This is a genomic window from Mycolicibacter senuensis (assembly GCF_002101885.1).
In the GTDB taxonomy this organism is placed as follows: Bacteria; Actinomycetota; Actinomycetes; order Mycobacteriales; family Mycobacteriaceae; genus Mycobacterium; species Mycobacterium senuense.
This window is the reverse complement of sequence record NZ_LQPS01000043.1, coordinates 57,129-82,989: the sequence shown is the minus strand read 5'-3', so window position 1 is coordinate 82,989 and position 25,861 is coordinate 57,129. Positions and strand designations below refer to the sequence as shown.

At 68.8% G+C, this 25,861-nt stretch carries 24 protein-coding genes, 1 tRNA gene and 1 other RNA gene; 10 read left to right on the top strand and 16 right to left on the bottom strand.

Going from position 1 to position 25,861, the window contains the following annotated elements; translation table 11 throughout:
• Nucleotides 1-68 precede the first annotated feature (68 nt).
• A complete protein-coding gene (locus AWC24_RS14705; protein WP_085086128.1) occupies nt 69-2,234 on the bottom strand; it encodes an acyl-CoA dehydrogenase family protein in 2,166 nt (721 codons plus the stop codon).
• A gap of 21 nt (nt 2,235-2,255) precedes the next feature.
• Nucleotides 2,256-3,023: an SDR family NAD(P)-dependent oxidoreductase gene (locus AWC24_RS14700; protein WP_085086126.1), complete on the bottom strand. Its 768-nt coding sequence runs from the start codon at nt 3,021-3,023 to the stop codon at nt 2,256-2,258.
• A gap of 102 nt (nt 3,024-3,125) precedes the next feature.
• Here AWC24_RS14700 and AWC24_RS14695 point away from each other — a divergent pair, with 102 nt between their 5' ends.
• The 4 genes from AWC24_RS14695 to AWC24_RS14680 all read left to right on the top strand — a co-directional run bounded on the left by AWC24_RS14695 (nt 3,126) and on the right by AWC24_RS14680 (nt 7,837).
• The gene (locus AWC24_RS14695) at nt 3,126-5,393 is read left to right on the top strand and encodes a carbon starvation CstA family protein (protein ID WP_085086124.1); all 2,268 of its coding nucleotides are present in this window, start codon (nt 3,126-3,128) and stop codon (nt 5,391-5,393) included.
• Entirely contained in the window at nt 5,369-5,563 is a 195-nt protein-coding gene (locus tag AWC24_RS14690; protein WP_085086122.1) for a YbdD/YjiX family protein, read from the top strand. The genes AWC24_RS14695 and AWC24_RS14690 overlap by 25 nt, the downstream gene beginning before the upstream one ends.
• A gap of 26 nt (nt 5,564-5,589) precedes the next feature.
• Nucleotides 5,590-6,900, top strand: a complete 1,311-nt coding sequence (locus AWC24_RS14685; protein WP_085086120.1) for a macrolide-binding ATPase MABP-1 — start codon at nt 5,590-5,592, stop codon at nt 6,898-6,900.
• A gap of 145 nt (nt 6,901-7,045) precedes the next feature.
• Complete coding sequence (locus AWC24_RS14680; protein ID WP_085086118.1) at nt 7,046-7,837, top strand: L,D-transpeptidase; 792 nt, start codon at nt 7,046-7,048, stop codon at nt 7,835-7,837.
• A gap of 9 nt (nt 7,838-7,846) precedes the next feature.
• Here AWC24_RS14680 and AWC24_RS14675 read toward each other — a convergent pair whose 3' ends face one another.
• Entirely contained in the window at nt 7,847-9,115 is a 1,269-nt protein-coding gene (locus tag AWC24_RS14675) for a cytochrome P450 (RefSeq protein WP_085086116.1), read from the bottom strand.
• A complete protein-coding gene (locus AWC24_RS14670; protein ID WP_085086114.1) occupies nt 9,112-10,065 on the bottom strand; it encodes an MBL fold metallo-hydrolase in 954 nt (317 codons plus the stop codon). The genes AWC24_RS14675 and AWC24_RS14670 overlap by 4 nt, the downstream gene beginning before the upstream one ends.
• Before the next feature lie 102 nt (nt 10,066-10,167).
• Here AWC24_RS14670 and AWC24_RS14665 point away from each other — a divergent pair, with 102 nt between their 5' ends.
• From AWC24_RS14665 to AWC24_RS14650, 4 genes are read left to right on the top strand one after another with little or no spacing between them, the layout of a single operon-like run.
• A complete protein-coding gene (locus AWC24_RS14665; RefSeq protein ID WP_085086112.1) occupies nt 10,168-10,977 on the top strand; it encodes a FadR/GntR family transcriptional regulator in 810 nt (269 codons plus the stop codon).
• A gap of 55 nt (nt 10,978-11,032) precedes the next feature.
• Entirely contained in the window at nt 11,033-11,809 is a 777-nt protein-coding gene (locus AWC24_RS14660) for a class II aldolase/adducin family protein (protein ID WP_085086110.1), read from the top strand.
• Nucleotides 11,810-11,828: 19 nt separating this feature from the next.
• On the top strand, nt 11,829-13,097 hold the full coding sequence (locus tag AWC24_RS14655) for an amidohydrolase family protein (RefSeq protein ID WP_085086108.1): 1,269 nt from the start codon (nt 11,829-11,831) through the stop codon (nt 13,095-13,097).
• Complete coding sequence (locus AWC24_RS14650) at nt 13,097-14,065, top strand: D-2-hydroxyacid dehydrogenase family protein (protein WP_174813597.1); 969 nt, start codon at nt 13,097-13,099, stop codon at nt 14,063-14,065. The genes AWC24_RS14655 and AWC24_RS14650 overlap by 1 nt, the downstream gene beginning before the upstream one ends.
• 160 nt (nt 14,066-14,225) lie before the next feature.
• Here AWC24_RS14650 and AWC24_RS14645 read toward each other — a convergent pair whose 3' ends face one another.
• The 6 genes from AWC24_RS14645 to AWC24_RS14620 form a co-directional block, all read right to left on the bottom strand.
• On the bottom strand, nt 14,226-14,570 hold the full coding sequence (locus tag AWC24_RS14645; protein WP_133055731.1) for a hypothetical protein: 345 nt from the start codon (nt 14,568-14,570) through the stop codon (nt 14,226-14,228).
• Nucleotides 14,571-14,894: 324 nt separating this feature from the next.
• Nucleotides 14,895-14,967: transfer RNA gene (locus AWC24_RS14640), tRNA-Ala, on the bottom strand.
• Nucleotides 14,968-15,040: 73 nt separating this feature from the next.
• Nucleotides 15,041-15,490: a GreA/GreB family elongation factor gene (locus AWC24_RS14635; protein ID WP_085086104.1), complete on the bottom strand. Its 450-nt coding sequence runs from the start codon at nt 15,488-15,490 to the stop codon at nt 15,041-15,043.
• 46 nt (nt 15,491-15,536) lie between these two features.
• On the bottom strand, nt 15,537-16,793 hold the full coding sequence (locus AWC24_RS14630) for an NAD(P)/FAD-dependent oxidoreductase (protein ID WP_085086102.1): 1,257 nt from the start codon (nt 16,791-16,793) through the stop codon (nt 15,537-15,539).
• 59 nt (nt 16,794-16,852) lie between these two features.
• Nucleotides 16,853-18,403, bottom strand: coding sequence for a PucR family transcriptional regulator (locus tag AWC24_RS14625; protein WP_085086100.1), 1,551 nt, complete (start codon nt 18,401-18,403; stop codon nt 16,853-16,855).
• Entirely contained in the window at nt 18,285-19,637 is a 1,353-nt protein-coding gene (locus AWC24_RS14620) for an MFS transporter (protein WP_163705310.1), read from the bottom strand. Before AWC24_RS14620 ends, AWC24_RS14625 begins: the two co-directional genes overlap by 119 nt.
• A gap of 143 nt (nt 19,638-19,780) precedes the next feature.
• On the opposite strand from AWC24_RS14620, the gene AWC24_RS14615 reads away from it, so the two are divergent.
• Nucleotides 19,781-20,314 (top strand): hypothetical protein, encoded by a 534-nt coding sequence (locus AWC24_RS14615; RefSeq protein WP_085086098.1) that lies wholly within the window; start codon nt 19,781-19,783, stop codon nt 20,312-20,314.
• 21 nt (nt 20,315-20,335) lie between these two features.
• Here the strand turns inward: AWC24_RS14615 and AWC24_RS14610 are convergent, their stop codons facing one another.
• Entirely contained in the window at nt 20,336-20,704 is a 369-nt protein-coding gene (locus AWC24_RS14610) for a DUF488 domain-containing protein (RefSeq protein ID WP_085086096.1), read from the bottom strand.
• Nucleotides 20,705-20,973: 269 nt separating this feature from the next.
• Between AWC24_RS14610 and AWC24_RS14605 the strand changes: the two genes are divergently transcribed.
• Nucleotides 20,974-22,323, top strand: a complete 1,350-nt coding sequence (locus tag AWC24_RS14605; RefSeq protein ID WP_085086094.1) for a PPE family protein — start codon at nt 20,974-20,976, stop codon at nt 22,321-22,323.
• A 60-nt stretch (nt 22,324-22,383) separates the two neighbouring features.
• On the opposite strand, the gene ssrA is transcribed toward AWC24_RS14605, so the two are convergent.
• The 5 genes from ssrA to ftsE form a co-directional block, all read right to left on the bottom strand.
• Nucleotides 22,384-22,776, bottom strand: a transfer-messenger RNA (tmRNA) gene (ssrA, locus tag AWC24_RS14600).
• A 96-nt stretch (nt 22,777-22,872) separates the two neighbouring features.
• Nucleotides 22,873-23,718, bottom strand: coding sequence for a DMT family transporter (locus AWC24_RS14595; RefSeq protein ID WP_085086092.1), 846 nt, complete (start codon nt 23,716-23,718; stop codon nt 22,873-22,875).
• Nucleotides 23,715-24,218, bottom strand: a complete 504-nt coding sequence (smpB, locus tag AWC24_RS14590) for an SsrA-binding protein SmpB (protein WP_085086090.1) — start codon at nt 24,216-24,218, stop codon at nt 23,715-23,717. Before smpB ends, AWC24_RS14595 begins: the two co-directional genes overlap by 4 nt.
• Before the next feature lie 3 nt (nt 24,219-24,221).
• On the bottom strand, nt 24,222-25,115 hold the full coding sequence (gene ftsX / locus AWC24_RS14585; protein WP_085086088.1) for a permease-like cell division protein FtsX: 894 nt from the start codon (nt 25,113-25,115) through the stop codon (nt 24,222-24,224).
• Nucleotide 25,116: 1 nt separating this feature from the next.
• The gene (gene ftsE, locus AWC24_RS14580; RefSeq protein WP_041318390.1) at nt 25,117-25,806 is read right to left on the bottom strand and encodes a cell division ATP-binding protein FtsE; all 690 of its coding nucleotides are present in this window, start codon (nt 25,804-25,806) and stop codon (nt 25,117-25,119) included.
• Between the last annotated feature and the right edge of the window lie 55 nt (nt 25,807-25,861).

The following is a 25,861-nucleotide window of genomic DNA, read 5'->3' as shown; positions in this document are numbered from 1 at the left end:
AAAGGTTCCGGCCTCGGCGTGTCGACCGGGGACGCGCACGCTCGCGCAAAAATGCGGTGAAGGAGACGCTACTTGATCAGCGGGTCGCGGGGCATCCCCAGAATGCGCTCGGCGATCTGGTTACGGGTCACCTCCGAGGTGCCGCCGGCGATCGCGATGCCGCGCGCACCCATCACCATCCGGCCGGCCATCGCGCCCGGCCCGTCGTCGAGTGCGACGTCCGGGCCCAGCAGTGCCGCCCCGATCGCCGCCCCGTCGCCCATGTGCTCGGCGAGCTTGAGCTTGGTGACGTTGCCCTCCGGCCCGGGCCCGGCGCCGGCGATGCTGCGCGCCACCCGGCGCAGGTTGAGCAGTCGCAGCGCGTGCTCGTCGGCGACGAAACGGCCGATCCGCACCGCGGCGTCGGCCACCTGCTGCCGGCCCTGCTGGGCCAGCGCGATCAGGTGCTGGTCGACCCCGGCGGTGAAGGAACCACCGCCGCCGATGCTGACCCGCTCATTGCCCAGCGTCGCGCGAGCCACCTTCCAGCCCTCGTTGACCTCGCCGACGACGTCCTCGTCGGGCACGAAGACGTCGTTGAAGAACACCTCGTTGAACTCCGAACCACCGGTGATCTGGCGCAGCGGCCGCACCTCGACCCCGGGCGCCTCCATGTCGACGATCACCATCGTGATGCCGGCGTGTTTGGGGACGTCGGGATCGGTGCGCACGGTGGCCAGCCCGCGCCGGCACAGGTGCGCGCCGGACGTCCAGACCTTCTGGCCGTTGATCTTCCAGCCGCCGTCGACCCGGGTGGCCTTGGTCTTGACCGCGGCGGCATCCGAGCCGGCGGCCGGCTCGGAGAACAGCTGGCACCAGATCTCCTCCTGGCGCAGCGCCTTCTCCACGAACCGCTCGATCTGCCAGTCGGTGCCCTGCTGGATCAGGGTCAGGATCACCCAGCCGGTGATCGAGTAGTCGGGTCGCTGCACCCCTGCGGCGCTGAACTCCTGCTCGATCACCAGCTGCTCGACCGCGTCGGCGGCGCGGCCCCAGGGCTTGGGCCAATGCGGCATCACATAGCCGGTCGCGATCAGCCGGTCCAGCTGCTCCTCGGCGCCCAACGCGGCGATCTCGAGCGCGTCGGCGTGGATCCGGGTGCGCAGTTCCTCGGCCTCCGGCGGCAGATCCAGGCTGTTGGCCCGGGTGATGCCGGCTGCGGCGCTCTCGAACACCGCCAGCGCCGGTGCGTCACCGCCGAACAGCGCCTGCACCGTCAGGGCCCGGCGCAGCTGCAGGTGGGCGTCGTGTTCCCAGGTGTAGCCGATGCCGCCGTGCACCTGGATGTTCAGCTCGGCATTACGCACGTAGGCGGGGAACGCCAGGGTGGCGGCGACCGCGGCGGACAGCCGGAAGGCGTACTCGTCCTCGCCGTCGGCGCGCGCGGCGTCCCACACCGCCGCGGTGGCCGACTCCGCTGCGACGAGCATGTTGGCGCAGTGGTGCTTGATGGCCTGGAAGGTCGCGATGGTCCGGCCGAACTGTTCGCGCACCTTGGCGTACTCGACAGCCGAGTCGGTGCAGTCGGCCGCCCCACCGACCGCTTCGGCGGCCAGTAGCACCCGGGCCCGCGCCAGCGCCGACTCACGCCCACCGGCCAGGGTGTCGTCGGCGCTGATCCCGACACCGGTCAGCGTGACCCGCCCGGAGCGCCGGGTCGGGTCGAGGTTGCCGGGCACGTCGACGCTGACGCCGGCGCGGTCCCGCTCGAGCACCAGCACGTCCTCTCCGGCGGCCAGCAGCAGCACGTCGGCCAGCCCGGCGCCCAGCACGATCCCGGCGTCACCGGAGGCCACGCCGCCGTCGAGGACCACCCCGCCGGCCAAGCCCACCCCGGCGGTCACCGAACCGTCGATCAGGCCGGGCAGCAACTGAGCCTGTTGGTCGGGGGTGCCGGCGGCGGCGATCACCGCCGAGGCGATGACCGTCGGCAGGAACGGTCCCGGCGCCACCGCCCGGCCCAGTTCCTCGACCACCACCACCAGCTCGGGCAGCCCGAACCCCGAGCCGCCGTACTCCTCGGCGATATGCAGGCCCAGCCAGCCCAGGGAGGCCAGCTCACCCCAGAACGGCGGCCGGCCCTCCTCGGTGGCGTCCAGCAGCGCACGGGACGCCGTGCGGGCCTGCTGCGCGGTCAAGAATCCGCGGGCCACCTCGGCCAGTTCGCGGTGGTCGTCGGTTACGGCGATACCCATGGCAGGTCTCCTGTTCGGTAACTACTTGGGGGCGAACCGCTGGCCGGCGTCCAGCCGCAGGCACTGCCCGTTGAGCATGGGATTGTCGACGACGGCGGCGGCCAGCTTGGCGAACTCCTCGGGCCGGCCCAGGCGCTTGGGGAACGCGGCGTCCTTGGTCAGGGCACTGGCGAACTCCTCCGGGATGCCCTTGGTCAAGCCGGTGGCGAACAGGCTCGGCGCGATCGCCAGCACCCGGATGCCCACCGAGCCGAGGTCGCGGGCCATGGTCAGGCACATGCCGGCGACGCCGGCCTTGGCGGCGGCGTAGGCCACCTGCCCGATCTGGCCCTCGAACGCCGCGATCGAGGCGGTGTTGATGATGACCCCGCGCTCCTCGTCCTCGGGCTCGTTGGTGCTCATGTGCGCCGCGGCCAGCCGGTTGAGGTTGAAGGTGGCGATCAGGTTCAGGTCGATCACCGAACGGAAGGACTCCAGGTCGTGCGGGCCGGACTTGGACAGTGTGCGCTTGGCGATGCCGCCGCCCGCGGTGGTGACGATGACGTGCAGACCGCCGAGGCCCTCGACCGCCGCAGCCAGCGTCTTCTCCGCGGCGGCGAAGTCGGTGATGTCCACCGGGTGGAAGGTGCCCGCTCCACCTTTCAAGCCGGCCGCCACCTCCTTGCCCTCGGACCCCTCCCGGTCGAGCACCGCCACTGCTGCGCCACCGGCGGCAAGCAGCTCCGCGGTGGCCCGGCCCATCCCCGAGGCGCCACCGACGACGACGACCTTCTTGCCACTGATCTCCATGCGAACTCCCTTAAGCCAAGTACTTGAGTATCAGGAACAAGTTATCGTTCCGCTCGGAAACCGCTGCCACTCGGGCATCCGGCAGGCCCCAAGGAGGGACACGTGGCCGCACCGACCGCGCCCGAGGTTATCGCGCGATACGACGGTCCGGTGACCTATCTGCACACCGATCCCGCCCTGCCCCCGGTCGCCATTGTCGACCGCTCCCCGATCTCGACGCGTCACAAACTGGTGCTCGGTGCGCTCGCCGTCGTGGGCGCGGTGGCGTGGGCACTGATCGCCTTCGTCCGCGGCGAGTCGGTGAACGCGGTATGGTTCGTGGTCGCCGCGTTGTGCACCTACATCATCGGATTCCGTTGCTACGCAAGGTTTATCGAACGCAAGATCGTCCGTCCGCGCGACCAGCACGCCACGCCGTCGGAGCTGTTCGAAGACGGCACCGACTACCTGCCGACCGACCGCCGGGTGCTGTTCGGCCACCACTTCGCCGCAATTGCCGGCGCGGGCCCGCTGGTCGGCCCGGTATTGGCCACCCAGATGGGCTATCTGCCCGGCGTCATCTGGATCGTGATCGGCGCGGTGGTGGCCGGTTGCGTGCAGGACTACCTGGTGCTGTGGTGCTCGGTGCGGCGGCGCGGCCGTTCGCTGGGGCAGATGGCACGCGAGGAGCTCGGCCCGGTCGGCGGCGCCGCAGCGATCATCGGGGTGCTGGTGATCATGGTCATCCTGATCGCGGTGCTGGCGCTGATCGTGGTGCGGGCCCTGGCGGTCAGCCCCTGGGGCGTGTTCTCCATCGCGATGACGATCCCGATTGCGCTGTTCATGGGCCTCTATCTGCGGTACCTGCGTCCAGGCCGGGTGTCCGAGGTGTCCCTGATCGGGATCGTGGCACTGCTGGGCGCGGTTGCATCCGGCCGGTGGGTCGCCGAAACATCTTGGGGTGCCGCATGGTTCACGCTGTCCCCGGTGACGTTGTCGTGGTGCATCATCGGCTACGGCTTCGCCGCGTCGGTGCTGCCGGTGTGGTTGCTGCTGGCGCCGCGTGACTACCTGTCGACGTTCATGAAGGTCGGCACCATCGCGCTACTGGCAGTCGGCATCCTGATCGCCCGACCGGCGATGGCCGCTCCGGCCGTCTCGGCGTTCGCCCACACCGGCGACGGGCCGGTGTTCGCCGGGTCGCTGTTCCCGTTCTTGTTCATCACGATCGCGTGTGGAGCATTGTCGGGATTCCACTCCCTGATCTCCTCGGGTACCACCCCGAAGCTGCTGGAAAAAGAGAGCCAGATGCGGCTCATCGGCTACGGCGGCATGCTCACCGAGTCCTTCGTGGCGGTGATGGCGCTGATCACCGCCTCGATTCTGGACCAACATCTGTTCTTCACCCTCAACGCCCCGGTCGCCGCGACCGGCGGCACCGCCGAGAGCGCCGCCGCCTACGTCAACGGACTCGGTTTGGGCGGCGCACCGGTGACCGCCGACCAGATCAACGCCGCAGCGGCCGCGGTCGGCGAGGAGTCGATCGTCTCGCGTACCGGTGGGGCTCCGACCCTTGCGGTGGGGATCGCCGAGGTGTTGGGCCGGGTCTTCGGTGGGCCGGACCTCAAGGCGTTCTGGTACCACTTCGCGATCATGTTCGAGGCGCTGTTCATCCTGACCACCCTCGACGCCGGCACCCGGGTGGCCCGGTTCATGCTCGCCGACTCACTGAGCAACCTCGGCGGCCCGCTGCGCCGGCTGGCCGACCCGAGCTGGCGGATCGGGGCGTGGGTGTGCAGCGTGGCCGTGGTCGCCGGATGGGGCTCGATCCTGTTGATGGGGATCACCGACCCGCTCGGCGGGATCAACACCCTCTACCCGCTGTTCGGCATCGCCAACCAATTGCTGGCCGCGATCGCCTTGACCGTGGTGACGGTGATCGTGATCAAACGCAGCCGACACCGATCCGACTTGAAATGGGCGCTGATACCGGGCATTCCACTGCTGTGGGATCTGACGGTGACCATGACGGCGTCGTGGCAGAAGATCTTCTCGTCCGATCCGCGAGTGGGCTACTGGACGCAGCACTTCGCCTACCGGGCCGCCGAGCGGGCCGGTGAGACGTCGTTCGGATCGGCGGCCGACGCGGCGCAGTTGCGCGACGTCGTCCGCAACACCTTCATCCAGGGCAGCCTGTCGATCGTGTTCGCCAGCCTGGTGGCGGTGGTCTTTGTGACCGGGATCGTGGTCTCGGTCAAGGCGATTCGCGGTGCTGTGCCGTCCATCGAACCACCGCCGGTACTGTCCCGGCGGTTCGCGCCGGCCGGACTGATCCCGACGGCGACCGAGCGAGAGGTACAGCAGCAGTGGGACGCGCAGCAAGCGGTCTAGTCCGGGCGGCCCGCCACATCGGCTGGTATTGGGCGTCCCTGCTCGGCGACAACCACTACCGCCGCTACCTGCAGTACCGCCGGCAGGCGCATCCCGGCGAACCGGTGCTCTCCGAGCGGGACTACTGGCGGCGCCGCTACGGCGCCGATCCCGGTGGACGCTGCTGCTGAGGCCGTTCATCGGGCATGATCGATGGGTGGCTGACATCACCCGTCGGGGGGCGGCGCGCAATGCCAGGCTGGTGGGCCTGCCGCTGGGCTTCGCCGGCCGGGCCGCGCTCGGGTTGGGCAAACGGCTGGCCGGCAGGTCGAAGGACGAGGTCACCGCCGAGCTCATGGAGCAGGCCGCCGAGCAGATGTTCACCGTTCTCGGCGAGCTCAAGGGCGGCGCCATGAAGGTCGGCCAGGTGCTCTCGGTCCTGGAGGCGGCGGTGCCGGCGGAGTTCGGCGAGCCCTACCGCGAGGCGCTGACCAAGTTGCAGAAGGATGCCCCGCCGCTGCCGTCGGCCAAGGTGCACCGGGTGCTCGACGCCCAGCTGGGCACCCGGTGGCGGGAGCGGTTCAGCTCCTTCGACGACGATCCGGTCGCCGCGGCCAGCATCGGCCAGGTGCACCGGGCGGTGTGGTCCGACGGTCGCGCGGTGGCCGTCAAGATCCAGTACCCCGGCGCCGACGAGGCGCTGCGCGCCGACCTCAAGACGCTGCGGCGGCTGACCGGGGTGCTCAAGCCGCTGGCACCCGGGGCCGACGTGCAGGGCATCGTCGACGAGCTCATCGAGCGCGCCGACATGGAACTGGACTACCGGCGCGAGGCCGACAACCAGCGCGCGTTCGCCAAGGCCTATGCCGGCCACCCGCACTTCGCGGTGCCGCACGTGGTGGCCAGCGCCCCCAAGGTGGTGATCCAGGAGTGGCTCGACGGCGTCGCGATGTCGCAGATCATCGCCGACGGCACCGCCGAGCAGCGCGACCTGCTGGGCACCCGGCTGGTGGAGTTGATCGGGGACGCGCCGGCCCGGGTCGGAATGCTGCACGGTGACGCCCATCCGGGCAATTTCATGCTGCTGGCCGACGGCCGGATGGGTGTCATCGACTTCGGTGCGGTGGCGCCGCTGCCCGACGGCCTCCCGGTGGAGCTGGGCATGGCGCTGCGGTTCGCCGGCCAGTCCGACTACGACCTGCTGCTGCCCACGTTGGAGAAGGCCGGCTTCATCCAGCCCGGCGAACAGATCTCGATCGAGGACGTCGACGACATGCTGCGCCGCTACGTCGAGCCGATGGCGCCCGAGGTGTTCCACTTCAGCCGCGACTGGTTGCAGACGCTGGTCGCCGCGCAACTGGACCAGTCGATTCACCAGATCAAGACCGCCCGCCAACTGGACCTGCCGCCCAACCTGGTGATGCTGGGGCGGGTCATCGGTACGACGACCGGCATTCTGGCCCAGTTGGACGCGCACGTACCGGTCCGGGGGCTCGCACTGGAGCTGCTGCCCGGTTTCGCCGCGTAGCCTTCCGCGCCCGCACCCGGCCGTGGCCAAAACTTGATGAAGCCTTGACCCGTTCGTGCGCATGTGCACCCGGGATCGGGGGCCCGGTCTACCTACGATCAACCTCGTAAACACCAGTAGTTTTGGTCGGGAAGGTACGCCGGAGATGTGGACATCGGTACGCGCTGCAGTCGTGGTGGTGGGAGTGGCTCTGACAACGGTGGTGATGCCCCCGGGAACGAGTTCGGCTGCCGCCGACCAACCCTCGGGCATCGCCTCGATCCAGCCGGCGTCGGGCGCCGTCGTCGGGGTGGCACACCCGGTGGTGGTGAGGTTCTCCACGCCGGTCGGCGACCACCGGGCCGCCGAACGCGCCATCCCGGTGCGGACGGACCCGCCCATGACCGGCACGTATGAGTGGGTCGACGACACCGAAGTCCACTGGGTTCCGGACCGTTACTGGCCGTCGCACAGCACCGTGGCGCTGTCGGTGGGCAAGCTCTCCGCCGACTTCAGCACCGGCGCGAAGGTGGTGGGGGTCGCCAGCGTGTCGGCGCACACCTTCACCGTGAGCGTCGACGACGAGGTGGCCGACCCGCTGCCGGCACCGCACCACCGCCCGCACTGGGGCGAGGACGGGGTGATGCCCGCCACCATGGGCAAGTCCGCATTCCCCACGCCGACAGGCCGTTACACCGTGCTGGCCAAGGAGAAGAAGGTCCTGATGGACTCCAGCAGCGTCGGGATCCCGGTCGACGACCCCGAAGGCTACCGCTTCGACGTCGAGCAGGCGGTGCGCATCAGCCGGCGGGGCCTCTACGTGCACTCGGCGCCGTGGGCGCTTCACTCGCTGGGCCTGGAGAACGTCAGCCACGGCTGTGTCGGTCTGAGCCCGACCGATGCCGAGTGGTACTTCGACCGGGTCAATATCGGCGACCCGGTGATCATCAAGGAGTGACGCCGCGCGTCAGGGCGACCCCGAAGTCATCGCAGCGTCACCGAATTCCACCGGCATCGCGTCGATCCCGTTGATCCAGGGCAACACGGATCGCGAGGCGCGGTCCAGCCGGCGAATGTCGGGGATGATGTCGGCCAGCGCCCCGAAGATCAGGTTGATCTGCATGCGGGCGAGGTTGGCCCCGATGCAGTAGTGCGCGCCGGGAGCCCCGAAGCCCAGATGCGGATTGGGGCTGCGCCGGATGTCGAAGGTGAACGGGTCGTCGAACACCTCTTCGTCGTAGTTGGCCGAGCCGTAGAACATCCCGACGCGCTCCCCCTTGGTGATGTGTACCCCGCCGAGCTCGACGTCGCGCAATGCCGTGCGCTGGAAGGAGATCACCGGCGTGGCCCAGCGGACCACCTCGTCGACCATGGTCGGCGGGCGTTCTGACACGAACAACCGCCACTGGTCGGGGTGGTCGAAGAAGGCCAGCATCCCCTGCGAGGTGGCGTTGCGGGTGGTCTCGTTGCCGGCGACCATCAGCATCATCACGTAGTAGCCGAATTCCAGCGCCGTCAGTGCTTCTCCGTCGATCGTCGCGGTGACCAGTGCCGTCGCGATGTCGTCGCGCGGGTGGGCCTTGCGGTCTTCGGCCATCTGGTAGGCGTAGCCCAACAGCTCAGCGGAGGCCTGCATCCCGTCGGCCGCGGCCTCCGGGTCGCCGTTGCCGCCGCCCACCAACCGATTGCTCCAGTCGAAGACCTGCTGGCGCTCATCCGCCGGAACACCGATCAGCTCACAGATGGTCGCCAACGGCAGCTGGGAGGCGACCTCGGTGACGAAGTCGCCGCTGTAGTGCTCGGCGGCGGCCGCGACGATCTCGCGGGCCTGGCGTTCGAGTGAATCCCGCATGCCGGCGACGACTCGCGGGGTGAATCCGCGGGAGACGATCCGGCGCAGCTTGGCGTGTTTGGGTCCGTCGAGGAACAGCATGATGTTGTCGCGGCTGGCGTCGTGCAGGTCTTGGTTGCTGGTGGTGTTGGTCCGGATCAGCGAGGTGTTCTCATGCGAGGAGAACACCTCGTCCTGCAGCGACACCGCCCGTACGTCGGCGTGCTTCGTCACCACCCAGTAGCCCTCGTCGGGGTAGCCGGAGACGCCGAACGGCTGGGCGTTCCACCAGATCGGCTCGGTCTTGCGCAGCAGTGCGAACTCCTCGTGCGGGATCCGCTCGCCGATGAGCGTGGGGTCGGTGAAGTCGAACCCCTCCGGCAGCAGGCGCGGTGTCTCGGTCATCGTGCTCCCTCTCGCTCTACCAGCGGTTGCCACACCATTCCGCCGTCGGCGCTGTGGACGTAGCCGCCCGACGGGGCGGCGAAATGCGATCCGAGCAGTAGCGCGCGCTCGTCGGCGACCCGGCGCAGCAGTTCGAGCCGGCTGGCGCGAGCCGCACCCGGGTCGGCGTCGGGCAGGGCGCAGATCCCGGGGTCGCCGATCTGCGCCGGGTGATGCACGACGTCGCCGCTGATGTAGGCGACGGCGCCGGCGGGTTCATGGGGCGGTCCCAGCTTCGCCTCTCCTCCGTCGAGCCTCGCTGAACCGCCGCGTTCATGGGGCGGTCCCAGCTTCGCCTCTCCTCCGTCGAGCCTCGCTGAACCGCCCGACTCGATGCGCACCGACACGTGCCCCGGGGTATGTCCGGCGGTCGGCACCAGCCGGATGCCGTCGGCCACCCGGTGATCCGCTTCTGTCAGCCGCAGCCTGCCGCATTGTTTCAGCGGCGCAACGCATTCCGGTGCCACTCGGTCCTCACCGGTGAACTCACCCCAGTGCTCGTGTTCGGCCGCGGTCACCAGATAGTCGGCGTTGGGGTATGCCGGCACCCACTGCCCGGCCCGTTGCACGGTGTTGCCGCCGGCGTGGTCGCGGTGCAGGTGGGTGCATACCACCGTGGTGATGTCTTCGGGGCGAAATCCGGTGGCGGCCAACGACTCGGCGAAGCGATCCGGTATCTGCCGAGTCCGCAGGAAGCTGTCACCGAAGCAGGTGTCGACGAGAACGCGGGCCTGCCCGGATTCGATCAGGTAGGACTGAATCGCCATCAGGATGTTGCCCGACGAGTCGCAGTAATCCGGCGCCGCCCGGAGCAGGGCGGGCGCATCGGCGAACATTCGCGAGGGTGGGATCGGGATGACCGCCTGCAGGACCGCGTGGATGCGAACTTCGCCGACAGTCCAGTGCTGCACGCCCGTGGTCCCCTTCTCGCACGGCGATCGTATGACACAAATCATTTGGATTCAACGGTTATCGGGCCGGTTGAGCCGGGTCGATCTGGCACACTCGACCAGGTGGCAGCACCCACCGTCCGATTCCGGCGGCTCGCCGAACAGGTGGCAGACGAGCTCCGCCGGCGCATCCTCACCGGCCAGCTCACCGACGATCAGGTGCTGCCCAAAGAGGACGAACTGCTGACGGAATTCGCCATCAGCAAGCCGTCGCTGCGCGAGGCGATGCGGATCCTGGAGGCCGAGGGCCTGCTCACCGTGCGCCGTGGCAAACACGGCGGCGCGGTCATTCATCGCCCCACCCCAGCAAACGTCGCCTACACGATGGGCCTGGTGCTGGGCTCCCAGCAGGTGAGCCTCGCCGATGTCGGCACCGCCTTGCTGCAGGTCGAACCGGCCTGTGCGGCGCTGTGCGCTCAGCGGCCCGACCGCAAGAGCACCGTGGTGCCGATCTTGCGGCGCTTGCACGAGGAATCGGTGGCGGCCGTCGACGACTTACCGCAAGCAACCTCGGCCAGCCGGCGCTATCACGAAGCGCTCGTCACGCACTGCGGCAACGCCACCATGCTCGTGATGGCGGGTGCCCTCGAGACCCTGTGGTCGGCCCACGAGCAAAGCTGGTCGACGCAGGTCACCGACCACTCGACGGTGCCGGTGTCCGAACGCCGCGCCGTCTTGGAGGACCACCGTCAGGTGATCGACGCCATCGACGTCGGCGACGCCCAGCGGGCCCGGGACCTCGCGGCGGCGCACCTGGTGCACGCTCAGCGCTACCCCGGATGGGCGGGCGTGGTCGATCCCGCGATGATCCGCCCGGGCGGGCCTCGCGCCTCGCGCGACGGCGGCTCACTGAACGGCGGTGACGGTGATTGACGCACCGTCTCATTTCCATATGATTTGGTCATGACCGAGCCGACGACGGGCCACCGTGAGCGCCGCTGACCTGACCCGGCCCGGTGGCTCGGCGGTCTGGGTGCCCTCGGTGGTGCCGCCGATCGGAGTCGAACTGAGCGACGCCCAGGCGCTCGCCGTGGCGTTTCGCCACCTCGCCGAGATCGGCTTCGCCGAGAACATGGCCGGTCACATCACCTGGCAGCCCAACGGCCAGACCGAGATGCTGGTCAATCCCTGGGGACTGTGGTGGGCCGAGCTCACCGCCTCCGACATCTGCACCGTCGACGAGAACGCCCGGGTGGTCCGGGGCCGCTGGGACGTCACTCCGGCCATCCATATCCATACCGAGTTGCACCGGGCCCGCCCGGACGCCCGGGTGGTCATCCACAACCACCCCTACTACGTCAGCCTGCTGGCAGCACTGCAGACGCTGCCGGAACTCGTCCACCAGACCGGGTCGCTGTTCCTCGACGACCTGTGCTTCGTGGACAGCTACGACGGCGAAATCGACTCTGCCGCCCGGGCTCGAGAGCTGGTCGAGCGCACCGGTGGCGCGAATCTGGCCATCCTGGCCTCGCACGGGGTGATCGCCACCGGTCGAACCCTGGCCGAGGCGGTCTATCGGTCCGCGACCATCGAACGGGTCTGCAAGCTGGCCTATCACGTCATGCTGACCGGTCGAACGCCGTCACCGATGAAGCGCTCGGATATGGCCGGCATGCAGGCATCGCTGATCGAACGCGCCGCCGACGTGTACTGGGCCGGAGCGGCGCGCATGACCATCAAGGCCGACCGCCGCGTGCTGGACTGAAGAGAATCGAGGGCCGTCAGTGAGATCGATCGATGAACTGAGCTCCGACCCGAACTTCACCACCGCCACGGCCGGCCCCGAGCGCACCGTGACGTTCCTGCCGGAACCGCCACGCGCGCAACGGCGTTACACGGTGATCTCGGTCGACGATCACATCGTCGAGCCGCCCGACACCTTCGAAGGCCGAGTCCCGCGCAAACTGGCCGACCGGGCACCCAGGGTGGTCGAGACCGCGAACGGCGGCCAGACCTGGATGTATGACGGCCAGTCACTACCCAACGTCGGGTTCAACGCCGTGGTCGGCCGGCCGGTGTCGGAGTACGGGTTCGAACCCGCCCGATTCGACGAGATGCGCCGCGGCGCCTGGGACATCCACGAACGTATCAAGGACATGGATCTCAACGGCATCTACGCCTCGCTGAATTTCCCGTCATTCCTGCCGGGCTTCGCCGGGCAGCGCCTGCAACTGACCACCGGCGACGGCGAGCTCGCGCTGGCCTCGGTGCGGGCATGGAACGACTGGCATCACGAGGTATGGGCCGGCTCCTACCCGGACCGCATCATCGGCTGCCAGCTGCCCTGGCTGCTGGACCCGGAACTCGGGGCGGCCATGATCTACGAAAACGCCGAAAGAGGCTTTCGCGCGGTCACTTTCAGCGAGAACCCGGCCATGCTGGGCCTACCGACCATCCACTCCGGGCATTGGGATCCGATGATCGCCGCGTGCGCCGAGACCGGCACCGTGGTCAACCTGCATATCGGATCATCCGGATCGGCGCCGTCCACCACCGAGGACGCACCGCCCGATGTCGCCGGCGTGCTGTTCTTCGCCTACGCCATCTCCGCCGCGGTCGATTGGCTCTACTCCGGGCTGCCCAGCCGGTTCCCCGAGCTGAAGATCTGTCTGTCCGAGGGCGGGATCGGCTGGGTCGCCGGGCTGCTGGACCGGCTCGACCACATGCGCAGCTATCACGAGATGTACGGAACCTGGAAGGCGCTCGGCGAGACCCTGACACCCGCTGAAGTGCTGCAGCGCAACTTCTGGTTCTGCGCCGTCGAAGACCAGTCGTCGTTCTGCCAGCATGAGCGCATCGGCACCGACCACATCCTGCTCGAAGCCGATTACCCGCACTGTGACTCGACCTGGCCGCACACCCAGCGCGTCATCCACGAACAGATCGGCGATCTTGCCCCGGACGTGATCCGGAAGTTGACCTGGGAGAACGCTTCTCGGCTGTATCAGCATCCGGTGCCCGAGGAGGTCCAGCGCGACCCGGACGCGTTCTGATGACCGCCACCACTTCCCCGCTGAAAATCGCGGTGCTCGACGACTACCAGGGCATCGCCGAAACCGTGGACTGGTCGGCCATCCCGCGGCCCGTCGACCTGCTGGCACTGCGCGAGCACATCGCCCCCGGCGACGAACTCGTCGCCCGACTGGCCGACCGCGAGGTCGTGGTGGCGATGCGGGAGCGCACCGCCATCGACGCCGACCTGCTGGGCCGACTGCCGTCCCTGAGACTGCTGGTCACCACCGGGCCGTTCAACGCCGCCATCGACACCGCGGCAGCTCACCGGCTGGGGATCACCGTGAGCGGCACCGGCGGCATCATCACCCCGACGGTCGAACTCACCTGGGCGCTGATCCATGCCCTGCAGCGCCACCTGATCGTCGAAGACCGGGCACTGCGCGCCGGCCGCTGGCAACAGACCGTCGGCGCCGATCTCGCGGGGGCGACGCTGGGACTGGTCGGACTGGGCCGCATCGGCCGGTTGGTCGCCGCGGTGGGCCACGCCTTCGGCATGCGGGTGGTGGCGTGGAGTCCGAACCTGACCTCCGAGCGCGCCACCGAAGCGCAGGCCGAACTGCTCGACCGGCGCAGCCTGTTCGAGGCCGCCGATGTCGTGTCGGTCCACCTGGTGCTCTCCGAGACGACCCGCGGTGTCATCGGCCGCGATGAGCTCGCAGCGATGAAGCCCAGCGCGATCCTGGTCAACACCTCCCGCGGCGGGCTGATCGACGAGGCGGCGCTGATCGAGGCACTACGCGAAAGGCGGATTCGCGGTGCGGGGCTCGACGTCTACGCGCAGGAGCCGCTGCCGGCCGGGCACCCGCTGACGTCGCTGGAGAACACCGTGCTCACCCCGCACCTGGGTTATGTCACCGAGAAATGCATGGACCGGTTCTACCGGGATATCGTCGACGACATCGCGGGTTACTGTGCGGGTACTCCACGACGGCTTGTGAACATTTGAATGACATCGCCTATCGGGTTTCGATAAACATAATTCTGTAACGGATGAGTCGCTTCGGAATAACAATTCGAGAAAATATTCCGCATCCGGCATTCGCACCATTTCGACGCGGAAAGGGGCCTGCGACCGAGTGGTCGCAGGCCCCTTTACCGAGGGGTCTCTATTTAGTGCCGCCGGCCAAGCCGATAGGGGCACTGATAGCTTCGGTCGCCGCCGCCGCGATAGGGCTCGCGGCGGCCGCGCCGGCCGGCCCCGGCGCGACGAAGGGCACCGGCGGGGGGGCACCCGGCAGCACCGGGATCGGGGCGATCGGCACCGGAGGCACCGGACCGGGAAGTCCCATCGGCACGGGCCCCGCAAGAGTGGTCAGGTCAGCCGCAGCAGGTCCGCAGGGCACTCCCGCGCCGGCCAGCACCGCCGCGTCGGCCACACCGGCAACCGGCGCCGCCTCACCGGAGGTGAGAGCGACGACGCCACCCGCACACACCGGACCACCCACCGGCAACGGCGCCACCGAAAATGGCGCCGCCGCCGCACTGGCACTGAAAATCAGCGCACTTGCATACAAGCCAATGCCGGTGAATAACGCGATACCGGCTCTCCCGAGGCTCTTCAACGTGAACTCCGATTGTTAGTATCCAGCCCCCCGGACACGCAATCTGATGACTGCAAACGAACCGTATCACAACGGTGTAAGTTGTCCGGTCGCCCGATTTATTCCGTTACCGTACCGATGCGGATCAGCCGCATTGACTCGGCGTCGGCCCGAATAATTGCCCCGCACTTCGGTGCGGTCAGCGCGGACGGGACGGAGTACTCAACGAATGAGTGGAGCTAAGGGGACTCGAACCCCTGACCCCCACACTGCCAGTGTGGTGCGCTACCAGCTGCGCCATAGCCCCGCGATGTCGTGCTCATCGAAGCTACACCACCGCTACGCCCAGGCTCAAAACACCTGGTCGCTCATCCACCCGGTCAGGCCGGGTGCTGCGTCTTGTGCAGCCCGAAAGGCACCGCGTCGAGCAGTGTCACCGTCACACTGGCACCGCTGGGCACCTGATACGTGCGCTGCTCGCCGCGCCGTGCCCCGGTGATGGCCTTACCGAGCGGTGACTGCGGGGAATAGACCTCCAGCCCACTCTGATCGTCGTCACGCACCCCCAGCAGGAAGGTCTCGGTGTCGCCGTCGTCGTAGCGGACCTTGAGCACCATGCCCGGCTCGGCCACACCGTCGTCCGGCGGGTCCTCGCCGACGACCGCGACCGACAACAGGTCGTGAATCTGGTGGATTCGCGCCTGGCGGGACTGTTGCTCGCTGATGTCGGCGGTGCCGGAGCCGATATGCGGCTCGGACAACTCGGCCAACTCGGCCAGCAGCCGGTCCTTGGTCTCCTGTGTCATCCAGACACCTTGCGAATCAGTCATCGACGATCTCCTTTACGAACGGAATCAGCTTGGAGTACTACCGGGTTCAGCGCAACGGATCGAGTTCACGCAATACCGCGGACTGTTTGCCGGTGGTGATCTGCTCCGCCAGCAACCGGCCCGTCACCGGGCCGTGCGTCAGGCCCCACATACCGTGGCCACCCGCCACGTAAACGGTACGCGGGCTCACCTCCCCCACCAGGGGGCGCCCGTCGGGGCTGACCGGGCGCGGGCCCACCCACACATCGGTGCGTTCGGCCCAGCGCACCCCGTCGAGCAGGGGGCGTGTTGCCGCGATGATCGCCTCGACGCGGGCGGGGACGATCGGGGCGTCCGGATCGCCGAACTCCATGGTTCCGGCGACCCGCAGTTTGGCGTTCAACGGTGTGCAGGCCACCCGGGCGTCCGGCAGGTAGATCGGACCGGTGACCGGCCCGTCGACCGGCACCGTGAAGGAGTAGCCACGGCCGGCCCGCACCGGGACCCGAATCCAGCGCGCCGTCAGCTGCGACAGCCAGGCGCCGCTGGCGATCACCGCGGCCGCCGCAGTCAGCGTCGTACCGTCGCGGCCCGTCACCACGGCGCCGTCGCCGGTGGGCGCCACGTCTGTCACGTCCATGGTGTGCAGCACGGCACCGCGCTCGACCACAGCGCGACCCAGCGCGGTCACGAACCGGCCCGGGTCGAGGAAACGCTGGCCGTCGATCTGCACCGCCGCGGCGACGGCCGAGGACGCCAGCGGCACGCGCTCGCGCAGCGCCGCACCGGTCAGTTCGGTGCAGAACACCGGCCGGCTTGCTTCCGAGAATCGCCGCAGCTCGTCGAGCAGGCGCTCGGCGTCGGCGGAGGTGCGGAAGATCGCGGTGATCGGAGCATCGGTGACCGGGGCGTCGACGCCGTTGGCCACCAGCACGTCGTAGGCCTCGATGCACTCGGCGCTCAGCGGCGCGTTGGCCCGCACCGCGCGGCGCCACGCCGAGGGCCGGCTGTTGGCGGCGAAACGCGCCAGAAACGACCACAGTGCCGGCCCGGCGTTGAGCGGAACCTGCAACGGCGCGGCCCGGCTGAACAGCGACCGCAGCCCGAAGCGCAGATTGGCGGGCTCGTTGAGCGGGATAGCCAGTGCCGGGGAGATCCAGCCGGCATTGGCCCACGACGAACCGGCCGCGACACCGACACGATCGACGATCGTGACCTCGACACCGCGGTCCTGCAGGAACCACGCGGTCGACAACCCGACGATGCCGGCGCCCACCACGATCACCGACCGTGGCACGCCGTCGATCCGGTTGTCCGCACCCATTGCTCCATGATGCGGCGATCACCCGATCTGCGGTTTAACCGGTTCGAACAACGGTGCCGTCAGGGTTTGTCGAAAACCGACAGGTCACCGGCTGCCAGCTCGATCATCGCCGCGAGCCGGGCGCGGGCGTCGTCGAGACCCAGCGGGGTCACCTCGGCCATCTTGCGCAACCGGTAACGCATGGTGTTCTCGTGCACGCCCAGCCGCTCGGCGGCGCGAGCCAGATCGCCCTGGGCGTCGAGCCAGGCCCGCAGCGTGACCACGTACGGCGTGCCGTGCACCGCGTCGTGGTTGCGCAGTTCGGCGACCGGCCCGCGGGCCGGTATCCGACCGGATCGTGCCGCGGTGTAGAGCCGCCGCAACACGATCTCGTCCCAGGCCTCGTCGTAGGCCGGCGGCGCGAGATCGTGCGGCCCGGCTTCGTGCAGCGCCAGGCATTCCTCGGCCTCGCGGCGCGCGGTGGCCAGCTCGGTCACGCCTGCCACTGCGCTGATCCCGGCCAGCACGGCGGCCTGTTGCGGCAGGACCGAGCGCAGTCCGCGCACCCATTGCCGCGCCTGCGCCGCGTCCTGCGCGGGCAGCACCGTGTACACGGTGTTGGCCGCCAGCGCACTACGGCCCGGACGCGACCAGCCGAAGCCGGTGGTGACCGCCTCGAAGGCCAGCAACAGCCCGGCATGCGGCTGGGTGGCGATCCGGATGTGCACAGCGACCACGCGCAGCGGGGTCTGCGGCAGCCCCAGCCTGGCGATCAGGGCGGCGGCCTCGGCGGAGTCGGTCCGGCCGTCCAGCAGCCGGTTCACCCAGTCGGATTCGACCTGACGTTCCAGGTCCGCGCTGGCGCGCGACCGCAAGACGTGCAGTGCCACCGTGCGGGCGCCGTCGGCCAGTGCCGTCAGCCGGTGACCGTTCAACGGGGCCGGGCACGCCACCCACACCGCTCCCAGCAGTTCCCGGCCGACCCGCACCGCCGCCACCATCCGGCCGGTCAGTCCGTGCTCGGGGGCGGCGGCGACGAACAGCGGTTCGTCGTGGCATTCCAGATGCGCCAGCACACCCCGCTTTTCGAACAATTTTCGCAGCGGCCCGGCCTCCTGCCGGTTCAGGATCGTCGCCGATCGCGCCGGATCGGCGTGCCGCTGACCGCGCGAGTAGGCCAGCACCCGACCCAGCTGATCCTCGACGGTGACCGCCCCTCCGACGGCATCGGCGAGGCTGTCGGCCACCGCGAACAGATCGGTCGGCCCACGGCCCGACTCGGTCTCCCGGCCCTCGAGCACCAGTCCGTAGACGATCGCGGCCAACTCGCTCCAGGACACCGCCGGATCGACCACCAGCACCGCCAGCGACTCACCCTCGCCGGCGAACGCGGTCTTGTCCTCGGCGTCGCGCACCAGTACCGCGACCGCCTTGGCGGCCACCGCCCAGCGCACCGCCTCCTTTACCGAGCGGGCGCCGACGGCCAGCAGGACGTCGCCGACGGCGGCGCGCTCACCGGTCACCTCGTGCATCACGACGCTGCTCAGCGTCGTCGTCCGCGGGACGGAACAGAACCGGAGGCGAACCCCGTAGCTCCCCACTACGTTGACCAGCCGGTCCAGCGTCACCATCAACCGAGCCTAGCCACGTCGCACCGGTGATCTCGCCGATCGGGGCTCGCGCGCGCGTCTCCGGCGCCAGCATCCAGGCGACGGCCGCCACCAGCAGCACGCCGCCGCTGATCGCGAACCCCCACTCGAACGACAGCCGTTGGGCGATCTGCCCGACCGCCAGTGATCCCACGATCGACCCGAAATCGGCCATCATCTGGTAGGCGGCCACCGCGGTCCCGGCCCGGGCCTGATTGCCGACCAGGTCGGCGATGACGGCCTGCTGCGGCGCGCCGTACATGCCCGAGGCCAGACCGGCCAGATATGCCGCGGCCAAAAACATCGCCAGCGACCCGCTCGCGCCGAGCAAGATGGTGGCGACCCCGGCCACCGAGACACCGATGATGAGCGGGCCGCGCCGGCCGATCCGGTCGGAGAGGTGGCCGCTGGGCAGCACCGCGCACACGTTGCCGATCCCGATGGTGGCCAGCGCCAGACCGGCGACCGCGGGCCCGCGGTCCAGGACTTCGGTGACGAACAGCGGCACCAGCGCGACCCGCAGGCCGAACACCGACCAACCGGTGGCGAAGTTCGACAACAGCGCCGACCGGTAGGCGGGATGGGCCAGCGCCGCGCGCACCGACACCGTGGGCCCCGACGAGTCGGCCGGTTCGGCCAGATGCGAATGGCGCAGGCTGACGAACACGCCGGTGGCCGCCACCAACAACACCGATCCATAGAACAGGAACGGCGCGCTCAGACCGAAACCCGCTGTCAGACTGCCCAGTACCGGCCCGCCGACGGTGCCCAGCAGAAACGCCGTCGCGAACATCCCGGCGACCCGCCCCCGGGCATCCGCCGGACTGACCCGGATCATCAGGCCGACCGCGGCGATGAAGAACATCGTCGATCCGACGCCGCCGAGCGCTCGGAAGAACAGCAGCTGCCAGTAGGTCTGGACGAAGGCGCACGCGGTGGTCGACACCGAGACGATCAGCAGTCCGGTCACATAGACCCGGCGTTCCCCGATCCGCTGGACCAACATCCCGCTCACCGGCGCGAAGCACAACCGCGTCAACGCGAACGCGGTGATCAGGAACGTCGTCGCGGAGATACTCACGCCGAAATGCCGGGCATAAACCGGCAATACCGGCGACACCACGCCGTAGCCGAGCGCGATCAGGAAGTTCGCGCCCAGCAATACCCCGACCTCTCGCGGCAGCCGCGTCCGGGCAGCTGAAGAGTCGGAAGGCACCTGACAACTTTAGTCATCGGTCCAACGTGGCCTGCACGCCACGTGAGGGTGCGCTGCGAGCCGGGCCATCGCCACCGCCCCGGTAATCTCAGGCCCGGAGGCTTGATCATGACGAAATACTGCGGCGGCGACGGGAGCCGGCGATGAGCGACGTGGCCGGCGCGGCCCGCACCGCGGGCCCGCCCGGCCCGTCGCAGCAGCCGGCGCTGCTGCGGCTGTGGGACGAGCGGGCGGGATTCAAACCGTTTGCCGTGGCCGGCACCGCTGCGGTGGTGGGCGGTGGCGCGCTGGCCGCCGCGATCGCGGCGCCGGCCCCGACCCGCCATGGTGTCTGGGCGGTCGCCTACCTGGTACTGGTGCTCGGCGTCGGCCAGTTGGTGCTGGGCGCGGGCCGGGCCGTGCTGGCGGCCGAAGCACTGACGCCGGGCGCGGCGGTGGTCACCGCGGCAGCGTTCAACGTCTCCGGTGCGGCGATCGTGCTCGGTGTCGTCACCGACCACATCGTGGTGTTCGACCTCGGGTCCGCGCTGCTGTTGGCCGTGCTGGCGTGGCTGCTCTACGGTGTGCGACGCCCCGCACGACGCGGCTGGCGGCTGTTCGCCTACCGGCTGTTCATCGCGGCGCTGATCGTGAGCATCCCGATCGGAATGCTGATCACGACCGCGGGCCGGGGCTAGGCTCCCGGCTCGGGTCCGGCGTCAGCGCTGCGCGAGCAGCTCGGCCAGCACCGCGGCCTGACTGCCGTCCACATCGCGGGTCGCGGTCACCAGCGTGACGGTCTTCGCGCCGCGGGTCAGCTCGCGCAATTCTTCGAACGCGATGGCGCCCTGCGGGGTGGCCAGTTCGTCTTTGTAGCGGGCGACGAACTCGTCGAAACGCTCCGGCCGGTGGTCATACCAGCTGCGCAGTTCCCGAGAGGGCGCCGCATCTTTGAACCAGTGGCCCACCCGGGGGTCATCCTTGCGGAATCCGCGCGGCCACACCCGGTCGACGAGAATCCGTTGTCCGTCTTCGGCCCGGGGTTCGTCATAGACGCGGGCCACGCGGATGGTGGTTTTCGCGGCCATACCCCAGGTTATCGCCGGTCAACGGGGCCGGCCAGGATTCGCTGCCCTGCGGTGCACGGCTGCGTCGAATGGCTGTGCCGTCGATCACCGAGGCCCGCAGCGGATGCGAAGTTAGATTAGGCAATGCTACCTTTGATTACATGTGTCAAGTCCCGTTTCGCGGACTGCGGTGCCGTCTCGCGGACAGCGGCCGGATAGCTGCGCTGATCACGCCGGTCGGTCCCTCGGGCAGGGCGGCTACCGTCGGCGCGTCACGTCGTTAGACGCCGATGCCCTCGATCTGGATCGCGGCACCACCGGAGGTGCATTCCGCGCTGCTGGCCAACGGGCCCGGCCCGGGCGCGCTGTTGACCGCTGCCGGGGCCTGGTCGGCGCTGAGTGCCGAATATTCTGCGGCGGCAACGGAGCTCGTCGCTCTGCTCGGCGCCACCCGGTCGGCGGCTTGGCAGGGCCTGAGTGCCGACCGCTACGTCGCAGCGCACGCCCCGTACCTGAACTGGCTGGCCCGGGCCAGTGCCGACAGCGCCCGCGCCGCCGCCCAACACGAGGTCGCCGCAGCGGCCTACGGCACCGCCTTGGCCACCATGCCCACCCTGGCGGAGTTGGCACTCAACCACACCGTCCACGGCGTACTGACCGCGACGAACTTCTTCGGCATCAACACCATCCCGATCGCACTCAACGAGGCCGACTACGTGCGCATGTGGGTCCAGGCCGCCACCGTGATGGCCACCTATGACGCGGTGTCGGGCGCTGCGCTGGCGTCGATGCCGGCTACCGACCCGGCGCCGCCGATTTTGGCCTCCGACACCGGCCCGACCGACCCCGGCGGTGGCGAGACGGATCCGGCCGAGGAGGCCAACCGCTGGTTCTGGTTCTGGTTCTGGAACATCGTCTTCTGGTCGAATGTCCTGCACCTGGTGACCATTGCGGTGCGGATCCCGATCTTCCTCCCGCTGTTCATCTCCGCCATCAACGAATTCATCGCGTCGATGCAACCGCAGCCCGAACCGGAAGCCGACGAAGCCGCGATAGCACCCGCGCCGGTCCCACTCGGCCCGGCCGTACTGCACGCCGCCCCGCGGTCTGCGGATCGTCCCGCCGCGATGGGTTTCGGCATCGGCCCCGGCATCGCCGGGTCGGCGGGGACGTCGGCCGGTGCGCCGGCGCCGGCCACCACCGCACCGGCCATGCCGGTGAGCGGAGCCGAGATGCTCGGCTATCTGGTCGGCGGCAATCACTCCGAAGATTTCGGCCCCACCCTGATCGATCGGGACCAGGCCACCGCACCGGCCGCCGGCCTCTCGGCTCTCAGCGCGGCCAGGGCGCCGTCGGCGCGGGCGCCGTTGCGGTCGCGGAAGCGCCGGCGCGCGGCGATGAAGGAATACGCCGACGCCACCATGGTGATGGACCCCGAATTCGCCGACCCACCGTTCGATCCGGCCGCCGGCAGCTCCGAAACCGGCGCCGGCCCGCTGGGCTTCACCGGAACCGCAGAGCGCGCCGCTGCCCGGTCGACCGGACTGATCCGGTTGCGCGACGACGGGTTCGGCGACGGCCCGGTGATGCCGCTGCTGCCCGAGACCTGGGACCGTGTCGAGGAGAAGGTTCAGGACTGACGCTCGGGCGCGCCTGAAAAGGAAAGCCGGCCAGAGCTTGTCGCTCTGGCCGGCTACCCGAAGTGGAGCTGCCGGGAATCGAACCCGGGTCCTACGGCATTCCCTCAAGACTTCTCCGTGCGCAGTTCGCTATGCCTCTACTCGGATCTCCCGGTCACGCGAACCAGCCGAGATGACGATCCCAGTCGCTGTTGGTGTCCCGATAAATCCCGCGACCGGACGTATCGGTGGATCCCTCTAGTCGATGCCAGGGTCCGGGCCGAGGGCTTTCCCGGTCTGACAGGCCCGCTATCGCTTAGGCAGCGAGAGCGAAGTCGCTCTGGAGAGCGACCTTAGCCGGAGTAAGTGCAACCTTGGCGCTTACTTGGTTACAGCGACGCTTAACGGTGGTCTCCTGCCTGCACCGGCACGCTTCCCTTGATTCGACACACGCAGTCGAAACCTTTCAGCCCCCTGTCCTGGGTATTTTCCGCCGACGCTCGGCGGACACTTCATGGTACGTGGTTGCAACGACGAACGGGCCCCGTTCATTCCCCCGCTGCAAACACGTCATCCCGCGGTGATCATCGCCACCGCGACGACGGCCGCTACCATGCCGACCACCTGCCAAAGATGCACCCGCTCGCGCAGTACCACGATGGCTAGCATCACCGTCACCGCCGGGAACAGCGAGATCAGCACGCTGGCCAGCGACAACTGCGAGCCGCGCAGGGCGAGCAGCATAGCGACGTTGGCACCGGTATCTGCCAACCCCGCCAGCAGCGCAAGCTTCAGCGTCCCGCCGGAGGGCAGCCGCAGTTCGCCGGCGCCCGTCGCGATGATGACGACCACCACCGTGGCCGCCAACCTGGCGAACATCAGCGGCCACAACACCGACTCGACCGGCGCCTTCTCGATGAACACGAAGTTCAGCCCGAATCCCACTCCGGCGCCGATGGTCAGCCACGCCACCTTCGGGGTGAACCGGTGCGGTCGGACGTCCTCGTCGGTGACTTCCCGGCTCACCAGGACCACCGCCACCAGGGCCAGCACGATGCCGACGCTGGCGACCGCACTGGGCCGCTCACCCCGGATCAGGCCCACCGTGACCGGTACCCCGGCTGTCACGACGGCGGACAGCGGCGAAACCACCGAAATGGGGCCGGATCTCAGTGCCGCGTAGAACCACCAACTGGCCACCCCCAGCGCCAGACCGCAGGCCGCACCCCAGCCGACAGCACCCGGACGGATCGGACCGCCGGTGGCAACCGCGATCGCCGTCAGACCTACCAGCGCCAGCGGGGTGGAGACCAGCAGCACCTGCAGCGGCGAGACCCGCCGCGAGGCGAGGCCGCCGACGAAGTCGCCCATCCCGAAGCCGGCCGCCGCTACCAGCGCCAGCGCCGAACCGATCAGGTCATACCCTTGGCACGTCGGCCCAGCGCACGGGTCACCTCACGCTGGGCGTCGCGGCGAGCCAGGTCCTGCCGCTTGTCATGGGCTTGCTTGCCGCGGGCAAGCGCCAGTTCGACTTTCACCTTGCCTTCGGCGAAGTACACCGACAGCGGCACCAGCGTGAGATTTCCGTCGCGGATCTTGCCGATCAGCATGTCGATCTGGCGCCGGTGCAACAACAGTTTGCGGGCGCGGCGCGGATCATGGTTGGTCCAACTGCCGTGCCGGTACTCCGGGATGTGCATGTTGCGCAGCCACACCTCCCCATCGTCGACGGTGGCGAACGCGTCGACCAGCGACGCCTGGCCGGCCCGCAGGCTTTTCACCTCGGTTCCCAGCAGCACGACCCCGGCCTCGTATACGTCGAGAATCGAATAGTTGTGCCGCGCTTTGCGGTTGGACGCGACGATCTGTTTGGCGGCCTGCTTCTTGGCGTCCTTGCCGCCCGGCTTCTTGGCCACCCGCTACCGCCGGACGTAGAGGCGCAGCGTCACGTACGCGGTCGCCCCGGCCATCGCAGCTCCCAGCAACAGCAAGATCGGTGAGATATAGAGGATGTCGGCATAGTCGATACGGGCGATCAGGTGTGCTTGATAGAACTGGCTGAGCGCGTTGTCGAGGAACAATGCCCGCACCACGATCAATCCGGCCACCGCGATGATCACACCCAGGGTCGCAGCCAGCACCGCCTCCACCAGGAACGGCAATTGCGTATACCAGCGACTGGCCCCCACCAGTCGCATGATCGACACCTCGGTACGCCGGGTGTAGGCGGCGACCTGAACCATGTTCGCGATCAGCAACACCGCCCCGACCGCCTGCACCAGGGCGACCGCGAACGCGGCGCTGGACAGTCCGTCGAGCACCGCGAACAACCGGTCGATCAGCTTCTTCTGGTTGAGCACGCTGAGCACACCGGGCTGGTCGGCCATCGCGGCGTCGAAATCCTTGCTCAGCTCCGGGTTTTCCAACTTGACGATGAACGACGCCGGGAACGAGTCCTTGCTCGCCACATCCTTGAACTCCGGGAACTTGCGGATCGCGTCGGCGTAGGCGTCGTCGGAGTTGAGATAGCGCACCGACTTCACGTCGTCGCGGTTCTCGATCCGCTCGCGCAGCGCCTTGCACTCCTGCGCTTCGCAGTTCGGGTCGTCGGCGGCGACGTCGGCGTTCAAGAACACCTGCGATTCGACCCGGTCCAGATAGATGTTGCGGGACTGGTCGGCCAACCGCACCACCAGCAGGCCGCCGCCGAACAGTCCGATCGAGATCGCCGTGGTCAGGATCATCGCGACCGTCATGGTGACGTTGCGGCGCAGCCCGGTCAGGACCTCGTTGAAGAGAAAACCAAAGCGCACGTCAGCGGTCCATTCCGTAGACACCGCGCTGTTCGTCGCGGACCAGCCGGCCCAGTGACAGCTCGACGACGCGCTGGCGCATCGAGTCGACGATGTGGTGGTCGTGGGTCGCCATCAGCACCGTCGTCCCGGTTCGGTTGATGCGCTCCAGCAGATCCATGATGTCCTCACTGGTCTCCGGGTCCAGGTTGCCGGTCGGCTCGTCGGCCAGCAGCACCAGCGGCCGGTTGACGAACGCCCGCGCGATCGCCACCCGCTGTTGCTCACCGCCGGACAGCTCGCCGGGCAGCCGGTTGGCCTTGCCGGACAACCCGACCATCTCCAGCACCTCGGGGACCACCCGGTTGATCATCTCCGGCTTCTTGCCGATCACCTCGAGGGCGAACGCGACGTTCTCGAACACCGTCTTCTGTTGGAGCAGCCGGAAATCCTGGAACACACAGCCGAGCACCTGCCGCAGGCTCGGGATGTGCCGGCCGGGCAGCTTGTTGACGTGGAACTTCGACACCTGAATGTCGCCCTTGGTGGGGGTCTCCTCGGCCAGCAGCAGCCGCATGAACGTCGACTTGCCCGAACCGGACGGTCCGATCAGGAAGACGAACTCACCCTTGTCGATCTTGACGCTGACATTGTCCAGTGCCGGACGGGCCGACGATTTGTACTGCTTGGTGACATGGTCGAGCGTGATCATCACGGCACGCAGTGTAGCCGTGCGGCGCGCTGTCGCGGTCAGGCCACGGGCTAGG